The 22,535-nt window shown below is 64.1% G+C and carries 22 protein-coding genes and 1 pseudogene; 13 read left to right on the forward strand and 10 right to left on the reverse strand.

Translation table 11 applies throughout. From position 1 onward, the window contains the following. The first annotated feature begins 3 nt into the window (after positions 1-3). The 4 genes from ACPFMJ_RS02920 (at position 4) to ACPFMJ_RS02935 (ending at position 2,178) form a co-directional block, all read left to right on the forward strand. A complete protein-coding gene (locus ACPFMJ_RS02920) occupies positions 4-228 on the forward strand; it encodes a GCG_CRPN prefix-to-repeats domain-containing protein (RefSeq protein WP_424362378.1) in 225 nt (74 codons plus the stop codon). Between the two features lie 210 nt (positions 229-438). Next, a complete protein-coding gene (gene lipA / locus ACPFMJ_RS02925; protein ID WP_424362379.1) occupies positions 439-1,392 on the forward strand; it encodes a lipoyl synthase in 954 nt (317 codons plus the stop codon). A gap of 209 nt (positions 1,393-1,601) precedes the next feature. Next, positions 1,602-1,766: a Flp family type IVb pilin gene (locus tag ACPFMJ_RS02930; RefSeq protein ID WP_424362380.1), complete on the forward strand. Its 165-nt coding sequence runs from the start codon at positions 1,602-1,604 to the stop codon at positions 1,764-1,766. A 247-nt stretch (positions 1,767-2,013) separates the two neighbouring features. After that, positions 2,014-2,178 carry a Flp family type IVb pilin gene (locus ACPFMJ_RS02935; protein WP_424362381.1) on the forward strand — a complete coding sequence of 55 codons (165 nt, stop codon included), beginning with the start codon at positions 2,014-2,016 and terminating at the stop codon, positions 2,176-2,178. Between the two features lie 72 nt (positions 2,179-2,250). Here the strand turns inward: ACPFMJ_RS02935 and ACPFMJ_RS02940 are convergent, their stop codons facing one another. Beyond that, positions 2,251-2,745, reverse strand: coding sequence for a hypothetical protein (locus ACPFMJ_RS02940; RefSeq protein ID WP_424362382.1), 495 nt, complete (start codon positions 2,743-2,745; stop codon positions 2,251-2,253). A gap of 123 nt (positions 2,746-2,868) precedes the next feature. On the opposite strand from ACPFMJ_RS02940, the gene ACPFMJ_RS02945 reads away from it, so the two are divergent. Beyond that, complete coding sequence (locus ACPFMJ_RS02945) at positions 2,869-3,339, forward strand: type II toxin-antitoxin system RatA family toxin (protein WP_424362383.1); 471 nt, start codon at positions 2,869-2,871, stop codon at positions 3,337-3,339. On the opposite strand, the gene ACPFMJ_RS02950 is transcribed toward ACPFMJ_RS02945, so the two are convergent. From ACPFMJ_RS02950 to ACPFMJ_RS02970, 5 genes are all read right to left on the reverse strand, one after another. Continuing rightward, positions 3,324-3,842 carry a CinA family protein gene (locus ACPFMJ_RS02950; RefSeq protein ID WP_424362384.1) on the reverse strand — a complete coding sequence of 173 codons (519 nt, stop codon included), beginning with the start codon at positions 3,840-3,842 and terminating at the stop codon, positions 3,324-3,326. The two genes, ACPFMJ_RS02945 and ACPFMJ_RS02950, sit on opposite strands and share 16 nt — an antisense overlap. Before the next feature lie 6 nt (positions 3,843-3,848). Next, positions 3,849-4,271: an alternative ribosome rescue aminoacyl-tRNA hydrolase ArfB gene (gene arfB / locus ACPFMJ_RS02955; RefSeq protein ID WP_424362385.1), complete on the reverse strand. Its 423-nt coding sequence runs from the start codon at positions 4,269-4,271 to the stop codon at positions 3,849-3,851. 78 nt (positions 4,272-4,349) lie between these two features. After that, positions 4,350-5,471: an acyltransferase family protein gene (locus ACPFMJ_RS02960; RefSeq protein WP_424362386.1), complete on the reverse strand. Its 1,122-nt coding sequence runs from the start codon at positions 5,469-5,471 to the stop codon at positions 4,350-4,352. Between the two features lie 145 nt (positions 5,472-5,616). Continuing rightward, a complete protein-coding gene (locus tag ACPFMJ_RS02965; protein WP_424362387.1) occupies positions 5,617-7,992 on the reverse strand; it encodes an EAL domain-containing protein in 2,376 nt (791 codons plus the stop codon). Between the two features lie 153 nt (positions 7,993-8,145). After that, on the reverse strand, positions 8,146-9,360 hold the full coding sequence (locus tag ACPFMJ_RS02970; RefSeq protein ID WP_424362388.1) for a bifunctional 2-C-methyl-D-erythritol 4-phosphate cytidylyltransferase/2-C-methyl-D-erythritol 2,4-cyclodiphosphate synthase: 1,215 nt from the start codon (positions 9,358-9,360) through the stop codon (positions 8,146-8,148). A 192-nt stretch (positions 9,361-9,552) separates the two neighbouring features. Here ACPFMJ_RS02970 and dusB point away from each other — a divergent pair, with 192 nt between their 5' ends. The 8 genes and pseudogenes from dusB to ACPFMJ_RS03010 all read left to right on the forward strand — a co-directional run bounded on the left by dusB (position 9,553) and on the right by ACPFMJ_RS03010 (position 19,590). Further along, positions 9,553-10,503 carry a tRNA dihydrouridine synthase DusB gene (dusB, locus tag ACPFMJ_RS02975; protein WP_424363779.1) on the forward strand — a complete coding sequence of 317 codons (951 nt, stop codon included), beginning with the start codon at positions 9,553-9,555 and terminating at the stop codon, positions 10,501-10,503. Then, on the forward strand, positions 10,500-11,687 hold the full coding sequence (locus ACPFMJ_RS02980; protein WP_424362389.1) for a two-component system sensor histidine kinase NtrB: 1,188 nt from the start codon (positions 10,500-10,502) through the stop codon (positions 11,685-11,687). Before dusB ends, ACPFMJ_RS02980 begins: the two co-directional genes overlap by 4 nt. A 28-nt stretch (positions 11,688-11,715) precedes the next feature. Further along, positions 11,716-13,190, forward strand: a pseudogene (gene ntrC / locus ACPFMJ_RS02985) (nitrogen regulation protein NR(I)). 163 nt (positions 13,191-13,353) lie between these two features. After that, positions 13,354-15,606 (forward strand): ATP-binding protein, encoded by a 2,253-nt coding sequence (locus ACPFMJ_RS02990; protein WP_424362390.1) that lies wholly within the window; start codon positions 13,354-13,356, stop codon positions 15,604-15,606. Next, entirely contained in the window at positions 15,606-16,970 is a 1,365-nt protein-coding gene (locus ACPFMJ_RS02995; protein ID WP_424362391.1) for a sigma-54-dependent transcriptional regulator, read from the forward strand. Before ACPFMJ_RS02990 ends, ACPFMJ_RS02995 begins: the two co-directional genes overlap by 1 nt. A gap of 672 nt (positions 16,971-17,642) precedes the next feature. Then, entirely contained in the window at positions 17,643-17,903 is a 261-nt protein-coding gene (gene hfq, locus ACPFMJ_RS03000; protein ID WP_424362392.1) for an RNA chaperone Hfq, read from the forward strand. Between the two features lie 5 nt (positions 17,904-17,908). Beyond that, entirely contained in the window at positions 17,909-19,264 is a 1,356-nt protein-coding gene (hflX, locus tag ACPFMJ_RS03005; RefSeq protein WP_424362393.1) for a GTPase HflX, read from the forward strand. Positions 19,265-19,266: 2 nt separating this feature from the next. Next, positions 19,267-19,590: a DMT family transporter gene (locus ACPFMJ_RS03010; RefSeq protein WP_424362394.1), complete on the forward strand. Its 324-nt coding sequence runs from the start codon at positions 19,267-19,269 to the stop codon at positions 19,588-19,590. Here the strand turns inward: ACPFMJ_RS03010 and ACPFMJ_RS03015 are convergent. The 4 genes from ACPFMJ_RS03015 to ACPFMJ_RS03030 all read right to left on the reverse strand — a co-directional run bounded on the left by ACPFMJ_RS03015 (position 19,587) and on the right by ACPFMJ_RS03030 (position 22,359). Continuing rightward, positions 19,587-20,147: a cytochrome b gene (locus ACPFMJ_RS03015; protein ID WP_424362395.1), complete on the reverse strand. Its 561-nt coding sequence runs from the start codon at positions 20,145-20,147 to the stop codon at positions 19,587-19,589. The two genes, ACPFMJ_RS03010 and ACPFMJ_RS03015, sit on opposite strands and share 4 nt — an antisense overlap. Positions 20,148-20,221: 74 nt before the next feature. Beyond that, positions 20,222-21,031, reverse strand: coding sequence for a nucleoside triphosphate pyrophosphohydrolase (mazG, locus tag ACPFMJ_RS03020; protein WP_424362396.1), 810 nt, complete (start codon positions 21,029-21,031; stop codon positions 20,222-20,224). A gap of 78 nt (positions 21,032-21,109) precedes the next feature. Further along, positions 21,110-21,778, reverse strand: coding sequence for a cold-shock protein (locus tag ACPFMJ_RS03025; protein WP_424362397.1), 669 nt, complete (start codon positions 21,776-21,778; stop codon positions 21,110-21,112). Next, the gene (locus ACPFMJ_RS03030) at positions 21,775-22,359 is read right to left on the reverse strand and encodes a hypothetical protein (protein ID WP_424362398.1); all 585 of its coding nucleotides are present in this window, start codon (positions 22,357-22,359) and stop codon (positions 21,775-21,777) included. The genes ACPFMJ_RS03025 and ACPFMJ_RS03030 overlap by 4 nt, the downstream gene beginning before the upstream one ends. Positions 22,360-22,535: the final 176 nt, after the last annotated feature.

Genomic DNA, 22,535 nt, shown 5'->3' on the forward strand with positions numbered 1-22,535 from the left:
TCGATGCGCAAAACCATGCTCGGTAAATTCGTCCTCTGTGGGCTGGCCGCTGCAACGCTGGCGTCGCTTTCGTCCTCGGCGGCCTACGCCTTTGGCGGATGCGGACGCAACGGCCACAGGAACGCCTGGGGCGCCTGCGTTTACGGCGGCCAGAACCAAGGCTACTGCGCCGCGGTGGGCGGCACGCGGGTGCGCATGCCCAACGGGAATGTTCGCTGCGTTCGGTGAGCCGCGCCGTATGAGGTCGGGGCCGGCGGTGATCGGATGGCTGCGCTGTCGAGATCGCCAGCCCCTTCGGGTAGGCTGAAATATGCGGCCCTGGAGACTTTGCGCCTTCGCCAAGGGAAAGCGCCCTCTTGCAAATGGACAGGAGCAGGTCGGCCGGCGCCGTTGCCATTGACCCGTCGCGTCCATAAATATGTTCACAGGGAGCACCCTGTGCCGACCACGATCAATCTGCTCGAAAACGACCCACGGCCTCGTCATCCCGAGAAGGCGGCGCGCCCGGACACGCCGGTTCTCAGAAAGCCTCCCTGGATCAGGGTCAAGGCGCCGGGTTCGGCCGCCTGGGGAGAGACAAGCGCGCTTCTGAAAGGCTCCGGTCTGGCGACGGTCTGCCAGGAGGCGGCTTGCCCCAATATTGGCGAGTGCTGGGAGAAGAAGCACGCCACTTTCATGATCATGGGCGAGGTCTGCACCCGCGCCTGCGCCTTTTGCAACGTCGCCACGGGCCTGCCGGCGCCGCTCGATCCGAGCGAGCCGGGCAGGGTGGCCGAGGCGACCAGGGCGCTCGGCCTGTCACATGTGGTCGTCACGTCGGTGGACCGCGACGATCTCCCCGACGGCGGCGCGGCGCATTTTGCGCAGACCATCGAGGCCATTCGGACTGCCTGCCCGGATACGAGCATCGAGGTTCTGACACCGGATTTCCTGCGCAAGGAAGGGGCGCTGGAGCGCGTGGCGGCGGCGGCGCCGGATGTCTTCAATCACAATCTCGAGACCGTTCCGTCGCTTTACGTCACCGTCCGACCCGGAGCTCGTTATTTCCATTCGCTGCGGCTGCTACAGCGCGCCAAGGAGCTCAATCCGAAGCTCTTCACGAAATCCGGACTCATGCTCGGCCTCGGCGAGACGCGCAACGAGGTGATGCAGGTGATGGACGACATGCGGGCGGCGGATGTCGATTTCATTACGCTCGGCCAGTACTTACAGCCGACGCGCAAGCACCATCCGATCGACCGTTTCGTTCCGCCGGAGGAATTCGACGCCTATAAGACGATCGCGCTCGCCAAGGGCTTCGCCTATGTCGCATCGTCGCCTCTGACGCGCTCGTCGCATCACGCCGGAGAAGATTTTGAACGACTGCGGTCGAGCCGCGCCCAGCGGCAGTAGGCTAACAAGTCCGCGTCCGCTTTATCGATTTTGCGTTTTCTACGACACAAAACAAAAGCCATGGGGGCAGGAGCGGAGCTTTTACTTCGGAAATTTACCGACACTACCTGCGCGAATTAACCACCGCTCAAAACTTAGCCGTCATTATGGTCACGTCATAGGCGAGGGGTTCTTGGCGGAGAGGCGCCCCCCCGGGGATGGAGTTGGCTATGCTGAACAGAATCAAGGTCTTTATTGCGAATGACTCGGGTGCGACGGCCATCGAATACGGGCTGATCGCCTCTTTGATTGGCGTTGCGATCATCGCCGGCGTGAAATCGCTCGGCACCAAAATGTCCGGCACTTTTTCCAAAGTCTCGGGCAACCTCGCCTGATTCCAGCCTTTTTCAAGGCTACCGCTTTCAAAAGCCGTCCCTTCCAGGGACGGCTTTCTCATTGATGACCATCATATTCTAGGATCATGACAAGACATTGGAAAGCATAGACGTTTTATGCCGGGGAAGACGCACGGAATCAGCTTCGATTAACATTTGTTTTGGGACCTCGCGCGTAAAACGTTCTTTAGGTGAGCAGCCGACGACGAAGCGCAGCGAACCTGTTTCGAATACTGAGGAGCAACCGATGACCAAGATTTTCAAGACCTTCATCCGCGACGAGTCCGGCGCCACCGCCATCGAATACGGCCTGATCGCCTCTCTGATCGGCGTCGCCATCATCGCGGGCGTCAAGGCTCTCGGCACCAACCTGTCGGGCACCTTCGCCAAGGTTTCGGGCAACCTCGCCTGATACGCCTTGAAGCCGCCGGCGGAGCAGCCGGCGGCGCAGGAAAAAGGCGACGCGTCCACGCGTCGTCTTTTTTTATGTCCCGAGCGCAGCCGAAATCTCTGCAAGAGTGGCGCGTTCGGCCGCGCTCACTTTTTCGCCGCCAAAGCCAAGAAAGCCGCCTTCGGTCCCGGCCTGCGCGACCAGATAGGCGATCTCTTTCAGCCAATTCTTGAACGGCCGCGACTCCAGGGGAGCCGTCGCGTCCAGAATCTTCGCCGTGTTGCGCAGCTCTTCGAGCGCCCTGATCTTGATTTCAGTCAGCTCGCATCCCTGGATCAGAAGCCGGATGCGTTCGCGCGCGGCGGTTCGCGCCTCGGGCGTGAGAAGATCGTCGACCGCGGCCCTGATCAATTCGTCCGCGCGCGCGTCGGCCTTCGCTGCGGCGAGCGCATTGGCGCTGGCCATGCTTTCCTGAATCATGCCGATAAAACCACTCGGGTCGCCCGCGCTGACGGCGAACCCGACGAGAAGGGGGGCTTGCAGGACCTTATCCCATTGCTCTTTCGTGAAATTCGCCTTGTTCGCCATAAGCCCTCCCATTTTAAAGCGAATTTTCCTCTTCAGCTTAACCTAGACCGTTTTCGCGACAACGAGAAGGAGCAAAGCGTCGGCGTTTCCTCGTGCGGGGAAATGGCTTAAAAGCGCTGCCTCATGAAAAGCTTTCGCACCCGCCGCCATGTGTCGCACAGCGCCGCAGAAATGTTCGCCCTTGTCTCGAACGTCGAAGCCTATCCTCAATTCGTCCCGCTGTGCGAGGGGATGAAGGTTCGCCGCCGCACGGAGAAGGCGCCCGGCGTGGTCGAGCTCGTGGCCGAGATGCAGGTGGGGTTCAAGGCCATCTGCGAGCGCTATTCGAGCCGCGTCACATGCGATTCCAACAAGCTCGACGTGAAGGTGGATTATATCGACGGGCCGTTCAGGAAGCTCGACAATCGCTGGACTTTCCGCGAGGAGGCGCCGGGGCCGGACGGCAAGCCGCGTTCCGTGGTCGAATTCTTTATCGCTTACGAATTCAAGAGCATGGCGCTTGGCCTCGTCATGGGCGCGATGTTCGACAAGGCGTTTCAGAAATATGCGGACGCTTTCGTCGCCCGCGCGGACGCGATCTACGGACGCCGCTGACCGGAGGGCGCGTGGGCGTCGATCGCGTCGATCAGCATGTTGAGCGCCTGATCGACGGAAGCCTGGCGGATTTCCGCGCGGGTGAGGGGGCCAAAGCGCCTTTCGACATGGACGACGGGACCACCCCGGCGGGCGCTCGCAAAATGAACGAGTCCGACAGGCTTGTCCGCCGACCCGCCGCCAGGGCCCGCGATCCCGGTGATGGCGACCGAAACATCAGCGACCGACCGCTCGAGCGCGCCGCGCGCCATCGCTTGCGCCGTTTCCGCGCTGACGGCGCCATGGGCGGCGATCGTCGTCGCTGGAACGCCCAGCATCTCGATCTTGGCGTCGTTGGAGTAGGTGACGAAGCCGCGGTCGAAGACCTCCGAACTGCCGGGAATCTCCGTGAGCGCCGCCGATACCAGTCCGCCCGTGCAGGACTCGGCGGTCGCTATCGTCAAAACAGCGTTTTTAGCTTTTACGAAAACCGTATTAGCACTTACGAGCGACGTAATACTCATTTCAATTCAGTCCTGTAGCGGCTTGCCGCGCAGCGCCTTCACGCCGCCGCGCAGCTTCTTGCCTTCGAGGCGCCTGATCTTGGAGCCGAGCGTGGGTTTGGTCTTACGACGCGGGGGCGGCGGCGGGGCGGCGGCCTCGCGGATGAGGTCGAGCAAGCGATCGAGCGCGTCCTCGCGGTTCCGCTCCTGAGTCCGATGGCGTTGCGCCTCGATGATGAGAACGCCGTCCTTGGTGAGCCGGCTGCACGCCAACCGCTCCAGCCGCATTCTTACGGGATCCGGAAGGCTTGGCGAATGTCTTACGTCAAAGCGAAGACGCACGGCGCTCTCCACCTTGTTGACATTCTGCCCACCTGGCCCGGACGCGCGCAAAAACTCCAGCGAGACCTCGGAGTCTTCCAGGAAAAGGGTGGGTGTGACGCGGATCATGCGGCTAATGCGGCCTCGATTGGGACGCGGGACCGCCGCGCCGGTTCTGACCCTATCGGAGGCGCATGATGCCGCTTGTCAAGGCTTGGGGACGTCCGGCGTTGGCTGATGACAGGAAATGGCGTCGCAAGGCCAGTCTTCAGAAGACGCGCGTGAGGCCGGATTGGTTCGCTGTTCGGGGCTTTGCGGCGGCGGCAGCCGGAAGGAGGCGGGGCGTTCGAACAAAAATGCGAACGACGTGTCTTTGGTCCGGTATTTTACAAATGTTGGAACAATCACCCCTATGGCTGTGAGGAGGAGAGCGACGCAGCCGCCGTCGAAGACGAGGCCGGCCCTGAAAAGCGCGATGCGGGACGCTGCGACCGGCAAAATAAAAGCGAGATAGACCGCGAGAGATTGCGCGCCGAGGGACTTCAGCGACGACGCCCGTCCCGTCTCGGCGAGCAGCGCCGAAAACCAGACGACCGCCGCGGCGCCGGCGAAGCCGAGGACGAGCGAGACGCCGGGCAGGGCGGCGACGCCCAGCGTGACCGCGAGTGCGTTGACGGTTCCCCAGGCGAGGAGCGCCGCGCCCGCCGCGAACATCTGGTTGCGGGCCATTTCCGCAAGGCGGAAAACCTGCGGGGCGAAGAGATAGCCCGCATAAAAATAGATGTAGCGCTCGGCGAATTCGTCGATGACGGTCGAGCCCGTATGGATTTCAGCAATCTCCAGGGCGGCGGCGAACAGCAGGATAGCCTCGGGCGGCGCGCGACGCAGGAGCTTCGTCGTGACGAAGAAGATCGGCAACAGATAGATGAACCAGAGCGTGCCGAAGGGCTCGATCATCGCGAATGCGAGGCGGCCCATGATCGTGGGGAGATCGTCGCCTGCGAGCAGCCATTTGGGCGCGCCCTGTATGACGGTCCACAGCACGAAGAAATAGGCGAAGTGCAGCGCCTTCCTGTCGAGATAGTCCCGCCAGGGCCTGTCTATCGTTCGGGATAGAAAGAGACCGGCGACAAGGAAGAAATCCGGCATGCGGAAGGGTCGCGCCCAGGCGATGAAGCCGTGGAGCCACGTCTCCCGCCCCAGGGCGTCCTCGACGCCGAGCGTCGCATGCATCATCACGACAAGGATGATGCACCAGCCTTTGGCGTAATCGACCCAGTCGACGCGTTCCGTTCCACCGTTCGACGAGGCAGCCTTGCTCCAAGGCATGACGGGCTCCCGAAAGGGCGACGCATCAAGAGCGCCGCCGACGAGTTGGAGCATGCGTCACAAAGACAAACTTGTCTTCAATTTCGAGGAATTAGGGTGAAATTAACCAGGTTTCGCACGTTAAGAAAATCGCGCGCGCGGCCGCTCACGCGCTTTTCATCAACGCTGCGCCTTCCCTGACGCGGAGCAGGCGGCCGAGGTTGTAATCCGACGCGAAGGTGAAGAGCGCCTCGGCCGGAAGCGGGCGGCTGAACAAATAGCCCTGAATCTCGTTACAGCCATGTTCGCGCAGGAAGGCCTCCTGCGCCTCGGTCTCGACGCCTTCGGCGACGACGCTCAGCTTCAGCGCGTGGCCGAGCGAGATGATCGCCTCGGCGATGGCGCGGTCGTTCGGGTCTGTCAGGATATCGTTGACGAAGTAGCGGTCGATCTTGATCGTATCGAGCGGGATCTGCTTGACCAGCGCGAAAGAGGTATGGCCGGCGCCAAAATCGTCGATGGCGAGCCGCACGCCGATCTCCTTGATGGCCCGCAGAACCGAGAGCGCGTCGCCTGCGTCCTGCATCACCATGTTCTCGGTGATCTCCAGCTCGAGCCATTCGGGCCACATGCCGGATTTCGCCAGCGCTTCGGAAATCTTGGCGGTGATCTGGTCGTCGTAGAGCTGGCGCGGCGAGAGATTGACGGCGACCCGCAGATTGAGGCCCGCGGCGCTCCACTGCATATGCTGGGCGCAAGCGGTCTCCATCGCCCATTTGCCGATCGGGACGATCAGGCCGGTCTCTTCCGCGATCGGGATGAAACGGTCCGGCGACAGCAGGCCGAGATCCGGATGGCGCCACCGCAACAGCGCCTCGACGCCCGTCAGCTCGCCCGTCGAAAGGCGGCGCTTGGGCTGGTAGTAAACCACGAGCTCATTGCGCTCGAGCGCGTGGCGAAGGTCGTTCTCGAGCGTCAGGCCCTGCAATGTTTGCGTCTTGGCCTTCGGGGAGAACTGCCTCACGACGCTCTTGCCTTCCGATTTGGCGAGATACATCGCGGAGTCGGCGTTCTTCAAAAGCGTATCTTCGTCCTCGCCATCCGCGGGGTAGAGGGCGACGCCGATGCTGGCGCTCACGCCGCACTCGCGTCCGCCGATCACCGCCGGGGCGCGCAGGTCCGCGAGCACGGCTTCGGCGATCCGGATCACATGTTCGCGCATGTCCGCGTCGCGCACGATGGCGACGAATTCATCGCCGCCGAGGCGGGCGGCGGTATCGCCGTCGCGAAGGCATTTCTTGAGCCGGCGAGAAACCTCGCGGAGCAGGGCGTCGCCGGCGCCGTGTCCGAGCGTGTCGTTTATCGACTTGAATCGATCGAGATCGATGAAGAGTAGGCCGAAGGGCCGCGCGTCGCGCTGAGAGGCGACGATCTCTTCCCTCAGCAACTGCGTGAACAGGGATCTGTTGGGGAGGTCGGTCAGCGCGTCATGCGTGGCGAGATAGCGCACGCGCGCCTCCGCCTCGTGGCGCTCCGTCACGTCCTCGTAAACCACGACTGCGCCGCCATCCGCTTGAGGCGTCTGCGTTGCACAGATCAGCCGGCTGTCGGGCAGGGGAACGAGGATGCAGGCCGCGCGGCGCGCCTTCAGATTGTCAATAAACTCCGCCGCCACGCAGTCGGCCGCGTCCTTTGAGAGCGCGCCGGCCATTTCGAGGTGCTGGGCGAGTTCTTCCATCGTCCGCCCCGGCGCGAAATCGACTCCGGCCGCCCCGCACAGGCGGCCGACTTGCGCATTCGCCACAACGACCCGACCCTCGGCGTCGAACATGCAGAGGCCCTGCGGCATATTGTTCAGGGCCGCGTCGAAACGCCTGTTCTGTTCCTCGAGCAGCCGTGCGAGATCATTCGTCTTTTTCTGCGCGAGCAGGACTCGGAGCGTATTGGCGGACTGGTAGAAGCAGATGTCGAAGCCGCTAAGCGCGAAGACCACGAAAACAAAAGCGAGGACGTAATAGGCCTCCTCGTTGCGCATGATTGCGGCGGCGCAGAGGGGGACGACATTGAAAAGGATTTGTCCGACCGCAATGTTGCGGACGCCGGAGTTGCGCACGACTGCGCCTGCCGTGCAGCCGGTCGTCACAGTGAGGACGAGCATATGAACCACGGGGTCGTTCGTGGCGGTGAGCGCGGCGGAGTCCAGAAGGCCCAAAGAGCCGGAAAAGGCGTAGGCGCCCATCGCGTAAATGACTTCCCACCGGGCTAGAGCCCGGAGGTCCAGGTATGTCGCGGGGTCGCGGCGACGATAGGCGAGGACGGAGGCCGTGCGCAGCGCGGTGACGAGCGCGATCAGGACGGCGCAATAGGCGAGTTGCGGCAATCCGGCGTAAACGGCGACCGCGAAGGAAAGACTGACAGCGCTCGCTGAGCCCAGCGCTAGCGAGACAAGCGGCGCGTAGAGAGAAGCGACGAGATCAGCGAGCACATCGCTCGTGATGCGCGAATCCCTAGCGAAGAATCTGATTACAAACGACAAATCCATGAAGGCCTCTCGCCTCCTACGTTGTCGCTGCACCAGTTTACATTTTACTGCCAAGAATGATTATCGTTATATCAAACGGTTGTTCGACAGAAGAATTTGCAACCCGATCCCCTCAGGCGACGGGGCGCCGGCCGCCAAAAGCCCGAGTCCGGCTCACTCCGGCAGCCGCACCGTCGCGATCGCCAGCGCCGCGACGCCCTCGCGACGGCCAGTAAATCCCAGCCTTTCCGTCGTCGTCGCCTTGATCGCCACGCGGTCGAGCGGCATCCCCATGATCTCGGCGAGCCTGGCGCGGATGGCGTCTCGGTACGGGCCGACCTTGGGGGCTTCGCAGACGACCGTCGCGTCGACATGCGCGATCATGCCGCCACGCGCGCGCACCAGTTTGCAGGCGTGTTCGAGGAAGATGCGCGACGGCGCGCCCTTCCATTGCTGATCCGAGGGCGGGAAGTGGGCGCCGATGTCGCCTTCCGCAATGGCGCCAAGCACCGCGTCGGTGATGGCGTGCATGAGGACGTCGGCGTCCGAGTGGCCGGCGAGCGAATGGGAGTGGGGGATCGCGACGCCGCCAAGCCAGACATGGTCCCCTTCGGCGAAGGCATGAACGTCGTAGCCCTGTCCCGTTCTAACGTCCGTTAGAATGCGCGGGTCGGGGCGGACGGAAGCGTCGAGTTGATCCATGGCGCGGGCGAAATCCTCTGGCGTCGTGAGCTTGAAATTGGCGATATCGCCGGGAAAGACATGAACGGCGTGGCCGGCGGCCTCCGCCACCATGGCGTCGTCTGTGAGTTCGCGATCGGCCGCCGCCGCGGCGCGATGTGCGTCGAGGATGAGCGGGAAACGGAAAGACTGGGGCGTCTGCACGGCCCGCAGCCGCGACCGGTCGGGCGTCGCAACGACGAAACCGGCCGCGTCGATCTCCTTCACGGTGTCGTTCACCGGCACGCCCGGCACGGCGGCGCCATGGGCGCGCGCCGCGTTTATTGCGCGGGCCATCAGGGCGGGGTCGGAGAAGGGGCGGGCGGCGTCGTGGATGAGGACGATTTCAGGCGGGCCCTCCCGAGCGATCGCCTCGAGACCGTTGCGAACGCTCTCCTGACGGGAGGCGCCGCCGAGCGCGGGGGGCGACAGCACCGCCTGCTCCGCCTCGCTCAACTCCGCGACGCTCGAAGCGTAGAGCGCGCGGTCGTCGGGGTGGATCACGACCTTGACCTTTGCGCCCGGACTTCCAACCTGCATGGCGCGCAGCGTGCGCGCCAGCACCGTCATGCCGGCGAGCGAACGATACTGTTTGGGCAGACCTTCGCCGGCGCGCGAGCCGCGTCCGCCGGCGACGACGAGAATGGCGATTTCCATTGTGGCGACCATGCGCGCTCTGTGTCGCTTTTCGCCCCCTGCGTCAAATGGCCGGAGGCGTAACGGAAAAGCTATGTTGCAACTGCGAAGAGGGCTGCTTATAGTGTGTGCAAGATGACTAATGCCGAAAAAGTGGGCGATAAGGCGCTTCCGACGCTGCAAATCGGCCCAGTGCGGCTAAAAGGCCGCGCTTTTCTTGCGCCAATGGCCGGCGTCACCGATCCAGCCATGCGGCGTATCGCTGAGCGCTATGGCGCCAGTGTGACCGTCAGCGAGATGATCACGGCCGCCGGCGTCGCGCGCGGCGACCGCGAGACCGCGCTGCGGCTCGCCGCCTCCGACAATACAAATTTGGCGCCGCGCGTCATTCAGATCGCCGCCCGCGACCCTATCGAGATCGCCGCCGCCGCGCGCCATGCGGAAGAGGCGGGGGCGGATTGGGTGGACATCAATATGGGCTGCCCCTGCAAGCGCGTGACCGGCGGCCTCGCCGGCGCCGCTCTGATGCGCGACCTCGACCAGGCGACGGCGCTCATCGCCGCCGCGCGCGCGGCCATACGGGTTCCGCTCAGCGTAAAGATGCGCCTCGGCTGGGACGACGCCTCGCGTAACGCCCCGGAACTCGCGCGCCGCGCCGAAAGCGAGGGCGCCAGTCTCATCACCGTTCATGGACGAACGCGCCAGCAGTTTTACACGGGGCGCGCCGATTGGGCCGCGATTGCTTCCGTAAAGCGTACAGTCTCCATTCCGGTGGTCGCGAATGGCGATTGCCAAAGCCCCGAAGACGCCGCGCAAATGCTCGAACTTTCCGGCGCCGACGCGGTCATGGTGGGCCGGGCCGCGCAGGGCCGTCCCTGGCTCGTCGGCGACATTGCGCATCATCTCGCGACCGGCCGCCGCCGCCCGCAACCCTCTCTTACGGAACGCGGCGCCGTGGCGCGCGAACATCTCGACGGCCTTCTGTCGCAGATGGGCGCCGGGGCGGGCCTGCGACATGCGCGCAAGCACCTCGCCTCCTATGTCGATGAGGCCTTCGAGGCTGCGAGCGCGGAGGTCGCGGCGCTGCGCCGCGCTTTGGTGACCGCCGACAGCCCGGAGGGCGCTTTCCGCTTGATCGACGCTATTTTTACCGACACGCAAGAGGCCGCCGCATGAGCTTGTCCGATCGCACTGAACGCGACAAGGCCCGGCGCAAGGAGTTCGCGCCGCTCAAGGTGATCGACGAACGCGGCCGAAGCTGCGTGCTCGAGGCCTTGCCGAACGCCATTCTCACCGTCTCCCGCGACGACGAGGTCGAGGACGCGAACGCCGCGGCCGAGAGCTTTTTCGAACTCGGCAAGCCGCTGCTCATCGGCCAGAAGATCGACCGGCTCCTGCCGTTCGGGTCGCCGCTGATCACGCTCATTCAGCACGTGCGCGACCGGGGCGCGGCGATCAACGAATACAAGGTCGATCTCGGCCGGCCAGGGCAGGAGGGCGACCGCCGCGTCGACGTGCATTGCGCGCCGCTACCCGATTCGGACGGCACGGTGCTGGTTGTGCTGCAAGAACGTACAATTGCCGATAAAATAGACAGGCAGCTTAGCCATCGCGGCGCCGTGCGGTCGGTTTCTGGACTTGCATCAATGCTCGCCCATGAAATCAAGAATCCGCTCTCGGGAATTCGCGGCGCCGCACAATTGCTGGAGAGCGGCCTTTCCGACCAGGATCGGGCGCTGACGCGGCTGATCTGCGAAGAGACGGACCGCATCGTGCGGCTCGTGGACCGCATGGAGGTCTTCTCCGACGCGCGGCCGCTCAAGCGCGAGCGCGTGAACATCCATTCCGTACTCGACCATGTGAAGCAGGTGGCGCAGAGCGGTTTTGCCCGACGCATCAGATTTGTCGAGAATTATGACCCTTCGCTTCCGCCGGTGCACGCCAATCGCGACCAGCTGGTGCAGGCTTTCCTGAACCTCGTGAAGAACGCCGCCGAGGCGATTGGCGACGACGCGGTTGACGGGGAGATCGAGCTTTCCACGGCCTTCCGCCCGGGCGTGAGCCTGCGGGCGCTGGGCGCGCGCAGCCCCGTGGGCTTGCCGCTGGAGTTCTGCGTGCGGGACAATGGTCCCGGCGTGCCCGACGATATCGCCGCGCATCTCTTCGACCCCTTTGTCACGACGAAGTCTTCGGGAACTGGCCTGGGTCTTGCACTCGTCGCGAAGATCGTCAACGACCACGGCGGCGTTATTGAATGCGAATCTCTTCCAAGGCGCACAACCTTCCGAATTCTGATGCCCATGTATCGCGCCAAGTCGGCGCAGACGCCATCGGGCCAACAGGAGGAAGGTCGCTCATGACCAATCGTCACTGCGGGAGATCGTTTCGATGATGAGAGGCGAAATTCTTGTCGCCGACGACGACGCCGCCATCCGCACGGTCGTCGCGCAGGCGCTGTCGCGCGCGGGCTACGAGGTGCGCACGACGGGAACGGCGGCGACGCTCTGGCGCTGGGTGCAGTCAGGCGAGGGCGATCTCGTCGTGACCGACGTCGTCATGCCCGACGAGAACGCCTTCGAGCTGCTGCCGCGCATCAAGAAGCTGCGGCCCGAGCTGCCGATCATCGTCATGAGCGCGCAGAACACCTTCATGACGGCGATCCGCGCTTCGGAGGGGCGCATATGACTATCTGCCGAAGCCCTTCGACCTGAAGGAGCTCGTCGGCATCGTCGGCCGCGCCATGGCCGAGCCGCGTAAGAGCCATGACGAAGCCGCGCCCGAAGAGATGGAGGGCATGCCGCTCGTCGGAAGCTCGCCGGCGATGCAGGAGATCTACCGTTCGCTCGCGCGCCTGATGCAGACCGATCTGACCGTCATGATCAACGGCGAATCCGGCACCGGCAAGGAGCTTGTCGCACGCGCGCTTCACGATTACGGCAAGCGCCGGCAAGGGCCCCTTCGTCGCGATCAACATGGCGGCGATCCCGCGCGACCTGATCGAGAGCGAGCTGTTCGGCCATGAGAAGGGCGCCTTCACCGGCGCGAACGCAGCATCGGCCGGCCGCTTCGAGCAGGCCGAGGGCGGCACGCTCTTCCTGGACGAGATCGGCGACATGCCGATGGAAGCGCAGACGCGGCTTTTGCGCGTGCTGCAGCAGGGCGAATATACGACGGTCGGCGGCCGCACGCCGATCAAGACCAATGTCCGCATCATCGCGGCGACGAACAAGGATCTGCGCGGGCTGATCCAGCAGGGCCTGTTTCGCGAGGATCTCTATTTCCGCCTCAACGTCGTGCCGCTGCGCCTTCCGCCGCTGCGCGAGCGCACCGAGGACGTTCCCGACCTCGTCCATCACTTCTTCAAGCAGGCCGCGAGCGAAGGCCTGCCGCAAAAATATATCGAGCAGGCGGCGCTCGACCGGATGAAGAGATATCGCTGGCCGGGCAATATCCGCGAGCTGGAAAATCTGATCCGCCGCCTCGCGGCGCTGCATCCGCAGGAAGTGATCTCCGATCAGCTTGTCGAGGCGGAGCTGGAGCACGAGTTGCGTCAGGCGACCGTCGACAGCAAAGCGTCCGCGCCCGGCGCTCCGCTTTCGAGGGAGCTGGAAAACGGCCAGACCCTCTCGACCTCCGTCGAGCAGCATCTCGCCAAGCTCTTCCGAGACTGCGGCGACGGCCTTCCGCCGCCTGGCCTCTATCACCGCATTATCCGCGAGATCGAGATTCCGCTGATCTCCGCGGCGCTCGCGGCGACGCGCGGCAATCAGATCAAGGCGGCGGAGCTTCTGGGCCTCAACCGCAACACGCTGAGGAAGAAGGTCAACGACCTGGACATCCGGCTGATGCGATCGCCGCGGTGAGCGGCGGGAGTCGCCCGCACTATTGCAATGCGTATGGCCGGCATGTCCCGGCCATCACTGCATCCAACGCGCCATGCGGGTCTTGCCCGTCAGCTAACACCAACCCGCGCACCCGAAGCGTTGCACATTTGCAACAGTGACGCCTCGGGCCTATAAAACCGCCATGGTCAAAGCAGACGGGCAGGCGCTGGCGGACAATGGAAAAGGCGCGAGGGCCCGCGCCTGGTTCGGACCCATCATGGTCGTCGGCGCCGTCGGCTGCGCCCTTGCGACCTTTCTCGTCACGGCGGAATTCGGAATCTCGCCAACCGACGACCGGCTGATTCCGCTTCTCGTCGCGGATGTTCTGTTCGTCGGCGTGCTGCTGGTCATGGTCGTCGTCAAGGCCACGCGGCTCTACCGGGTCTGGCGGCGAGGCGAGGCCGCAGCGCGACTGCATGTCAGGATTGTCGGATTCTTTTCGGTGATCGCCGTCATCCCGGCCATCCTGCTCGCGATTGCGGGTTCGATGACGCTGGAGAGGGCGCTGAACCCGGCCTTCATGAACGGTGTGAAGATCTTCGTTCACAACACCGCACAGGCGGCCGAGGCCTTCCAGTCCAGCCAATGCCAGGCGCTGCTGCAGGAGGCGCAGCTCACCGCCGCGGACCTCGACCGGGCGCGCGTCCTGTTCATCACGGACCGCAACTATTTCCATCAGATCTTCGATTCTCGCGCGAAATTTCTCGGTTTTTCGGTCGCGGCCCTCGTGAAATCCAACGGCGAGGTGATCGACCGGGTCGACGTCGCCAAGAACGCCTCGGCCATTGTCATCGCGCCGCCCGAGTCGGAGTTCGAGAACGCCCGAAAGGGCGAGCCGCTCTGCCTGATGATCGACGACGGCAAGAGCTTCGTGGCGCTCAGGTCGCTCAGCGCCTTCGAAAACACATTTCTCTATGTGACGCGGCCAATCGATCCTTTCGCGATCGAGTTCCCCAAGCAGGCCGAGACTCTGATCAGCCGATACGACGCTTTTGACGGCTATCGCTCTGCCGTACAGCGCGCCTTCGTGCTCATGTATGCCCTGCTGACGACGATCATGCTGCTGTCGTCGGTCTGGTTCGGCCTCGATTTCGCCGAGGGGCTCGTCACCCCCATTCGCACCCTTATCGCCGCGACCGATCAGGTCTCCGGCGGCAATCTCGGCGTGCGCGTCAAGGTCGACCGCTCGCATGGAGAGCTGGCGCGGCTGGGCGACGTGTTCAACAATATGACGACGGAGCTGAACCTCCAGCAATCCCGCCTGCTGGAGGCGAACAGGATCAATGACGAGCGACGCGAATTCACCGAGGCCGTGCTCGCCGGCGTGCCCGCCGCGGTGATGGGCGTCGACTCGGACGGGGTCGTGACCATCCTCAACCGCTCCGCCGAGGAATTGTCTCTCAACGACGCCAAGGGGCAGGCGACCGTCGGCGCCAGCATTGGCGACGCCATGCCCGAGATCGCGCCGCTTCTGACCGACGCCGTGGAGCTTTTCCCGCGCGCCGTTCAAAGCCAGATCACGATCAAGCGCGGCGCCGCCGAGCGCACCTTCAACATTCGCGTCACCTCGGCCCGCCGCGCCGACGAGGGCCATCCGAGCTTCGTCGTCACACTGGACGACATCACCGACCTCGTCACGGCGCAGCGCACCTCCGCCTGGGCGGACGTCGCACGGCGAATCGCCCATGAAATCAAAAATCCGCTGACGCCGATCCAGCTCTCGGCCGAGCGCCTGAAGCGCAAATACGGCAAGCTGATCCAGGTCGATCGAGAGGTCTTCGATCAATGTATCGACACGATCGTGCGGCAGGTGGACGACATCAAGCGGATGGTGGACGAGTTCTCATCCTTCGCCCGGATGCCCAAGGCGCGGCCGACGCGCGACGACCTCAATGAATGCGCGCGCCAGGTCGCCTTCCTGATGCGGGTCGGCAACGCCGACGTCGACATCATCGAGACCCATACGGAATCGCCGATCTACGCGCAGTTCGACCGCCGCCTCCTGTCCCAGGCGCTCACCAACATCGTCAAGAACGCGATCGAGGGCATCGCCGCGCGGGAGCCAGAGCATTCGGAAGAGAAGGGCCGGGTCGAGATCAGGCTGTCTGTGCGCGACCGCATGGCGGAGATCGACGTCATCGACAATGGTAAGGGCTTCCCGGCCATGAACCGGCAGCGGCTGCTCGAGCCGTATATGACCACGCGGTCGGACGGAACCGGCCTCGGCCTCCCGATCGTCGCCAAGATCATCGAGGATCATGGCGGGCGGCTTGAGCTGCTGGACGCGCCGACGGGGCGCGGGGCCTGCGTGCGGCTCATTCTGCCGCTGGCCGAAAGCGGCAATTCGACTACCGCGCCGGAAACGGCGAACACCTCTGAGACGAGCGGGGCGTAATGGCGAGCGATATTCTGATCGTCGACGACGAACAAGACATCCGCGAGCTGGTCGCGGGCATTCTGGGCGACGAGGGCCATGGCACCCGCACGGCGAAGGACGCCGACGAGGCGCTGGGCGCGATCGCGTCCCGGCGACCGCATCTCGTCTTCCTGGACATCTGGTTGCAGGGCTCGCGCCTCGACGGGCTGCAGGTGCTGGAGCAGATCCAGAAGCAGCACAAGGGCTTGCCGGTGGTCATGATTTCGGGCCATGGCAATATCGAGACGGCCGTCAGCGCCATCAAGATCGGCGCCTATGACTTCATCGAGAAGCCGTTCAAGGCCGACCGGCTGGTGCTGGTGGCCGAGCGCGCGCTCGAGGCCTATCAGCTTCGGCGAGAACTGTCGGCGCTTCGCCAGCGGGCAGGGGCCTTCGACACGATCGTCGGCGGATCGCCGGCGGCTCATCAGCTCCAGCAGCTCATCGCCCGCGTCGCGCCCGTAAATTCCCGCGTGCTCATCACCGGCGCGCCGGGAACGGGTAAGGAACTGGCGGCGCGTTGTATCCATGAGGCGTCGCAAAGGGCCGGCGGGCCGTTCGTTGTCATCAACTCAGCGACAATCACGCCCGAGAATATGGAAATCGAGCTCTTCGGCCGCGAGGGGGCGGACGGCGAGCGCAAGATCGGCGCGATGGAGGAGGCCCATGGCGGCACGCTCTTCCTCGACGAGATCGCCGACATGCCCAAGGACACGCAGGCGAAGATTCTCCGCGTCCTCGTCGACCAGACCTTCCAGCGCGTCGGCGGCACGACCAAGGTGCAGGTCGACGTGCGCGTGATCTCTTCATCGGCCCGCGATCTGGCGTCCGCGATCGAGGAGGGGGCGCTCCGCGAGGATCTCTTCCATCGCCTTGCGGTTGTGCCCATCCGGGTGCCGTCCCTGGCCGAGCGCCGGGAGGATATTCCGGCCCTGATCGAATATTTCATGGAGAATATGTCGCTCGCTTCGGGCATGCCGCGGCGCCAGATCGCCGAGGACGCGCTCGCTGTCCTCCAGTTGCATGATTGGCCCGGAAACATCCGGCAGTTGAAGAACAATGTGGAGCGGCTGATGATCCTGACGGCCGGCGAACCCGGCGCCATGATCACGGCCGAGATGCTTCCGGCCGATGTGGGCGAGCTCGTGCCTGCGACTCCGGCGGGCGTGAGGGGCGAAAAGCTTATGAGCCTGCCGCTGCGCGAGGCGCGCGAAGTGTTCGAGCGCGAATATCTCGTGGCCCAGCTCAACCGCTTTTCAGGCAATATTTCCCGGACCGCCGAGTTCATCGGGATGGAGAGATCGGCTCTCCACAGGAAACTGAAGTCTCTGGCGATAGACTAGCAAATTCAAAGACTTTTATCTTAAAGTTGAACAATAACTTCAAGATAGGATCAGCGAAGAGTTAGTCGCCGCCAAGGGCTGCCTTCGACGCCGGCGCCTTGCCCGCTGGACGCTTGAAGGCCCCCCTTCGCAACGCGGCGGCTGCCTGAGAGCGCTTGCTGTCATCGTCAGGGCGATGCGGCCCGACCTTCACCTACTGCCCCGCCTTCGATCCTCTCCTTGAACAACAAGGCGAGGTGCGAGCGGGAGCCGCTTGAATCACAGCCTACGAGCGGCGCTCATGACAGAGGGCTGCTGCGCTGCAATAGCTTGAAGCGCTCCCAGACCGAGATCGACGGAGTCGGTTGTTCGATTGGGCGCTTGCCGAGGCGCCTGACCGCGGATGGCGGGCTCGGATTTTCGGCGCAAGCGAAACGGCGCGCGCTCAATGGCTCAATTCAAGGTTGTCCGGCTGAAGGGGCTTTGGATTGCATTTCTTGGCCGCGCTAGACAGAAAAAAGCCTGTTCCTAACCAACCACAAATGTTGCTAACTTGCTCGGGCCGCGACTTCCGCCTTGCGCTCCGACAATCGTCGGGTTCTAATGAGAACTTGCGGAGGCCAAACAAAAATCATAACCGCGGGGGGCGGCGTCAAACCGCTCGGCTCAATCAAGAAAAGAACAGGACAGCCGATGTCGTCGGAGCGTTCGCAAAATCTACAGGATACATTTCTCAATTTCGTCAGGAAAAACAAAGTCCCGCTCACCATCTTCCTCGTCAACGGCGTGAAGCTGCAGGGTATCGTGACCTGGTTTGACAATTTTTGCCTGCTGCTGCGCCGCGACGGCCACTCGCAACTCGTCTATAAGCACGCCATATCCACGATTATGCCGGGCCATCCGATCCAGATGTTCGAACCCGGCGAGGACGAAGGCCCGGCGGAGAAGCGGTAAGCGGTTTGAACGACGATCTTGCAGGAGAGGGGCGTGCGCCCGGCGGGGGCCGGACGCGCGCGATTGTGGTTGGGCCGTATCTTTCCAAAGGCCCTGCGTCGCTCTCGCGCGACCCGCAGGCGCGCCTTGCCGAGGCCGTTGGTCTCGCCCAGGCCATCGATCTCGACATTGTCGGCGAGATTGGAGTCGCGCTGAACGAGGTTCGGCCGGCGACCTATCTGGGCAAGGGCAAGGTCGAGGAGATCGCCGAGACCGTCGAAGCGCAGGAGGCGGCCCTCGTCAGCATGGACTGCCAGCTCTCTCCGGTGCAGCAGCGCAATCTGGAGAAGGCCTGGGGCGCCAAGGTCATCGACCGCACGGGTCTGATTCTCGAGATCTTTGGCCAGCGCGCCCGCACCAAGGAGGGCGCGCTCCAGGTTGAACTGGCGCACCTTGCCTATCAGAAATCACGCCTCGTCCGGTCCTGGACCCATCTTGAGCGCCAGCGCGGCGGCTTCGGCTTTCTCGGCGGACCCGGCGAGACGCAGATCGAGACAGACCGCCGCCTGATCGAAGAGCGCATGCGCCGCATCGAGCAGGATCTGGACAAGGTCAAGCGCACGCGCGGCCTGCATCGCAAGACGCGCCGCGACGTCCCGTTCCCCGTGGTCGCGCTCGTCGGCTACACCAACGCCGGCAAGTCGACGCTCTTCAATCGCCTGACCAAGGCCGAAGTGCTCGCGCAGGATATGCTGTTCGCGACGCTCGACCCCACCTTGCGCCGCATCCGTCTCCCGCACGGCGCCCGCGCTTTGCTCTCCGACACGGTCGGCTTCATCTCCGACCTGCCCACGCTGCTCGTATCCGCCTTCCGCGCGACGCTGGAGGAGGTCACGCTCGCCGACGTGGTCCTGCATGTCCGCGACGTTTCCCATGAGGATTCCGAAGCGCAGGCCCGCGACGTCGAGGCGATCCTCGAGGAACTGGGCCTCAAGGGAGAGGCTGAGGGCCGTATTATCGAGGTCTGGAACAAGATCGACTCTCTCGACGCCGAACGCGTCGAGGCCATGCGCGTCGCGGCGCGTGGCTACGACCCGCAGCGCAGGCCGGCGCTGGTCTCGGCGCTCACGGGCGAGGGGCTCGACGATCTTCTGGCGCGCATAGAAAACCTGCTGGCCGCCAGCCGGGTGACGCTGGCGCTGGAGCTGGCGCCGGAAGACGGGCAGGGGCTCGCCTGGCTGCATGCCCATGCCGAGGTGCTGTCGCGCGAGACGCGGGCCGACGGCGGTTCACGGCTCGTGGTGCGCGTCGCGCCGGAGCGTTTCGAGGAGGTCAAGCGCCGCTACGGAGCAGCCGAGTCGACCGGCGGCGGGAACGGCTAGCCGTGCACTGGCTCTACCTCGCCATCGCGATTCTCTCCGAGGTCGCGGGCTCGTCCCTGCTGCCCGCCGCTCAGGGCTTCCGCAACCCGCTGCCGACTTTCTTCGTCGTGGCCGGCTATGTCAGCGCCTTCTACTTCCTCTCGCTCACGCTGGAGGCCATTCCGCTCGGCGTCGCCTACGCCATCTGGTCCGGGGTCGGACTTGCGCTCGTCTCGGTCGCCGGCTGGGTCTTCTACCGCCAGTCGCTGGGCGCGGTGGAGATCGCCGGCATCCTGCTGATCGGCCTTGGCGTCGTCGTCCTGAAATTTGGCGGCGACGCGCGTTAGTCGGTGGAAAGGAAAGCCGGCAGCATCCGCTTCAGCGTGCGGTCTTTCAGCAAATAATGATGCGCCAGCGCGGCCGCCGCGTGCAGCAGCGCGAGCACGACGAGCAAATGCGCCAGAAGCTCGTGGATTTCCTTGGAGTAATGCTTGAGTTCCCGGTTCTTGAGCCAGGGCGAGGGAATGTCGAGGATCCCGAAGAGCGATAGCGCCTCTCCGCCATGGAAGAGCGTCACCACCCCGACGACTGGAACCGCGAGAAGCAGCGCGTAGATGGCGAGATGGCCGAATTTGGTCGCGAGCGCCGCCGGCGCGCCGAAGCGAGTCGCCTCCAGAGGTGGGGCGGGGCTGACGATGCGCCAGGTCAGACGCAGCAGCAGCAACAGAACGACCGTCTCGCCGAACATGATGTGGGTGAACTCGCCCATATGGCGGATCGACCCGCGCGGCAGCTCATCGCCAAGGACGCCGAGGGTCCAGGCGGCGGCGACGCAGACGACCGTCAGCCAATGGAAAACTTGCGCGGGCGGACTGTAGCGGGACGCGGTTGAAGCGTCGGACATGGCGGCCTCCATGGTGAAGCGGCAAGGTGATGCAGGGCTGCGTCGAGATCAAGGCGATGCGTTGTCGCGCCGGATCAACGTTGTGCGGACTTCTCCGCCCGCTTGGCCTCGGTCCAGAGCGCTTCCATTTCGTCGAGCGAGGCGGCTTCGCAGGACGAGCCCATCTCCGCGAGGCGGCGCTCTATATGACTGAAGCGTCGCTCGAATTTGGCGTTGGCGCCGCGAAGCGCCTGCTCGGGATCGACCTTGGCGTGACGGGCGAGATTGGAGACGACGAATAGCAGGTCGCCGATCTCCTCCTCCAGCGCCTTCTGATCAATGCGGCCCTCCGCCAGTTCGGCCGCAACCTCTTCCGTCTCCTCGCGAATCTTGCCCATCACCTGCAGCGCGTCGTTCCAGTCGAAGCCGACTTTCGAGGCTTTCTGCTGGAGCTTCACGGCGCGGGTCAGAGCGGGCAGGGCGAGCGGAACGCCGTCGAGGAGGCTCGCGGGAGGAGGGTCGCCTTTGGCGGCTTTCTCGGCGGCCTTGATCTCGCTCCACTGAGCCGACACGCCCTCGGGAGTCAGTGCGGCGACCGCCTCGAAGACATGGGGATGACGGCGCACGAGCTTGTCGCAGATGGCGTCGACGACGTCGGTGAAGGCGAAGGCGCCTTGCTCCTGCGCCATCCGCGAGTGAAAGACGACCTGCAAGAGAAGGTCGCCGAGTTCGTCCCGGAGTTCGCCGAGATCGCCCGATTCGATCGCGTCGGCGACTTCATAGGCCTCCTCGATCGTGTAGGGCGCGATGGAACGGAAATCCTGTTCGAGATCCCAGGGGCAGCCCGTGCCGGGCGTGCGCAGAGCCGCCATGATCTCGATGAGACGCGCAATGTCGCCGGACATTCGGGTCAGACCTTCCCGCAAAATAAAACGCCGCGCTCCTTCACGGGAACGCGGCGTTCATGACAGCGCGCGCGACGATTAGTCGAGCGTGATGGACAGCGCCTCGCGGCCCTTGGCGGTGTCGACGACCTGCATGGTCACCGGCTGGCCTTCCAGCAGGCGCTGCACGCCCGACGGGCCGAGGATCGAGATATGGACGAAAACGTCCTTGCCGCCGTCATTCGACTGAACGAAGCCGAAGCCCTTGGTCTCGTCGAACCACTTGACCTTGCCGGAAACCGGCACGGCGGTGGACGGATCGGGAGCCTGGCGACGCGGACGGGGGCTGTCGAAGCCGCCGCCGCCGCTGCGCGGGGGCGGAGGAGCCCGCTCGGCGGCGCCCGCGAGATCGACGTCGAGAATGCGCTGGACCTGCTGGCCCTTCACCGAGCTGGTCACAACGACCTGCAGCTTGGCGCCCGGCGGCAGCGCGTCATATCCCGCAGCCTGCACCGCGCCGATATGAAGGAAGGCGTCGCCCGTGCCGTTGGCGAGTTCGACGAAGCCGAAGCCTTTATCCGGCTTGAACCATTTCACGATGGCGTCAACGGCCGGCTCGTTGCTCATCATCGGGGGAGCCGAGTCGCCAAACCCGCCCCCGAACGGCGACCTCGGGGCGCGACTGGGCCGGGGGGCGTCATAGCCGTACGGACCGTCGTCATCGAACCCGCGCTTGCGAGGTCCCCGGAAATCTCTACCTTTGCTCATCTTCTACCTGCTCGTCTCCGCCAAAAACGGCAAGACTTGTATGCCAAACGCGTGCGCCCATGCGGAAACGATCGGGCGCGAAAAATGCGTCCGCTCGAAACGATGGGATGTTGCCAGTTTGAATGCCATATAGTCCCGCGCAGCACGGGTTTTAGCAGATATCCGGCGGTTCTGGCCACAATTTTTCGTGGGCTGATCGAAAAAACCCAAGAAACGCCACGGTTCGGCTCGGCCTCCATTTCACGTCGCATTGCTTTTTCACGCGCTTCGCTGGTTGGGCGACAAAGTCGAAAAATGTCCAAACCGGGATGTTCGCGCGCGAGCCGGGCGTCAACGGCTTCAGCCGGCGCGCCAATTTGGCGGTAGAGGACTTCAGGACGGCTCGGCTGGCCTGGCTCGGCCGACCTCGTGAGAATGTGTTGCGCGGCCGCTTCAGGAAGGACGATGTGAGCGTCGCCAGCCATCGGGTTCTTTCGCGGCCGCCCGAAGAACGAGATGATCGGACAAAGCCGAGCGTTCGAAACAATGATCAGCTTGTCCAGTTGCTTGCGCGCTTCCGGCGGCAGGAGAGACCCATCCATGATTCGCATAATCGATATTATGGAACCAAAATCCATACCCCCAATTGGGTGGAGGCGTTTTGGAGTCGGCAAGGCGTTGCGCGGGACCTTCGGCTGACAATCCGGCGACGTTATCATGCGCGCGCCAACCGGGCGCCGAATTCGGCGAAGATGGAAAATCGCCGGCTAATGCGCCG

The sequence above is a fragment of the Methylocystis parvus genome, from assembly GCF_049675845.1.
GTDB lineage: Bacteria > Pseudomonadota > Alphaproteobacteria > Rhizobiales > Beijerinckiaceae > Methylocystis > Methylocystis parvus_A.

What these genes read in the sequence shown, in the direction of transcription:
- ACPFMJ_RS02920 (WP_424362378.1), top strand. Translation starts at nt 4, where the DNA reads ATGCGCAAAACCATGCTCGGTAAATTCGTCCTCTGTGGGCTGGCCGCT.
- ACPFMJ_RS02930 (WP_424362380.1), top strand. Translation starts at nt 1,602, where the DNA reads ATGCTGAACAGAATCAAGGTCTTTATTGCGAATGACTCGGGTGCGACG.
- ACPFMJ_RS02935 (WP_424362381.1), top strand. Translation starts at nt 2,014, where the DNA reads ATGACCAAGATTTTCAAGACCTTCATCCGCGACGAGTCCGGCGCCACC.
- ACPFMJ_RS02940 (WP_424362382.1), bottom strand. Translation starts at nt 2,745, where the DNA reads ATGGCGAACAAGGCGAATTTCACGAAAGAGCAATGGGATAAGGTCCTG.
- ACPFMJ_RS02945 (WP_424362383.1), top strand. Translation starts at nt 2,869, where the DNA reads ATGAAAAGCTTTCGCACCCGCCGCCATGTGTCGCACAGCGCCGCAGAA.
- ACPFMJ_RS02950 (WP_424362384.1), bottom strand. Translation starts at nt 3,842, where the DNA reads ATGAGTATTACGTCGCTCGTAAGTGCTAATACGGTTTTCGTAAAAGCT.
- arfB (WP_424362385.1), bottom strand. Translation starts at nt 4,271, where the DNA reads ATGATCCGCGTCACACCCACCCTTTTCCTGGAAGACTCCGAGGTCTCG.
- ACPFMJ_RS02960 (WP_424362386.1), bottom strand. Translation starts at nt 5,471, where the DNA reads ATGCCTTGGAGCAAGGCTGCCTCGTCGAACGGTGGAACGGAACGCGTC.
- ACPFMJ_RS02965 (WP_424362387.1), bottom strand. Translation starts at nt 7,992, where the DNA reads ATGGATTTGTCGTTTGTAATCAGATTCTTCGCTAGGGATTCGCGCATC.
- ACPFMJ_RS02970 (WP_424362388.1), bottom strand. Translation starts at nt 9,360, where the DNA reads ATGGTCGCCACAATGGAAATCGCCATTCTCGTCGTCGCCGGCGGACGC.
- dusB (WP_424363779.1), top strand. Translation starts at nt 9,553, where the DNA reads ATGGCCGGCGTCACCGATCCAGCCATGCGGCGTATCGCTGAGCGCTAT.
- ACPFMJ_RS02980 (WP_424362389.1), top strand. Translation starts at nt 10,500, where the DNA reads ATGAGCTTGTCCGATCGCACTGAACGCGACAAGGCCCGGCGCAAGGAG.
- ACPFMJ_RS02990 (WP_424362390.1), top strand. Translation starts at nt 13,354, where the DNA reads ATGGTCAAAGCAGACGGGCAGGCGCTGGCGGACAATGGAAAAGGCGCG.
- ACPFMJ_RS02995 (WP_424362391.1), top strand. Translation starts at nt 15,606, where the DNA reads ATGGCGAGCGATATTCTGATCGTCGACGACGAACAAGACATCCGCGAG.
- hfq (WP_424362392.1), top strand. Translation starts at nt 17,643, where the DNA reads ATGTCGTCGGAGCGTTCGCAAAATCTACAGGATACATTTCTCAATTTC.
- ACPFMJ_RS03015 (WP_424362395.1), bottom strand. Translation starts at nt 20,147, where the DNA reads ATGTCCGACGCTTCAACCGCGTCCCGCTACAGTCCGCCCGCGCAAGTT.
- mazG (WP_424362396.1), bottom strand. Translation starts at nt 21,031, where the DNA reads ATGTCCGGCGACATTGCGCGTCTCATCGAGATCATGGCGGCTCTGCGC.
- ACPFMJ_RS03025 (WP_424362397.1), bottom strand. Translation starts at nt 21,778, where the DNA reads ATGAGCAAAGGTAGAGATTTCCGGGGACCTCGCAAGCGCGGGTTCGAT.
- ACPFMJ_RS03030 (WP_424362398.1), bottom strand. Translation starts at nt 22,359, where the DNA reads ATGGATGGGTCTCTCCTGCCGCCGGAAGCGCGCAAGCAACTGGACAAG.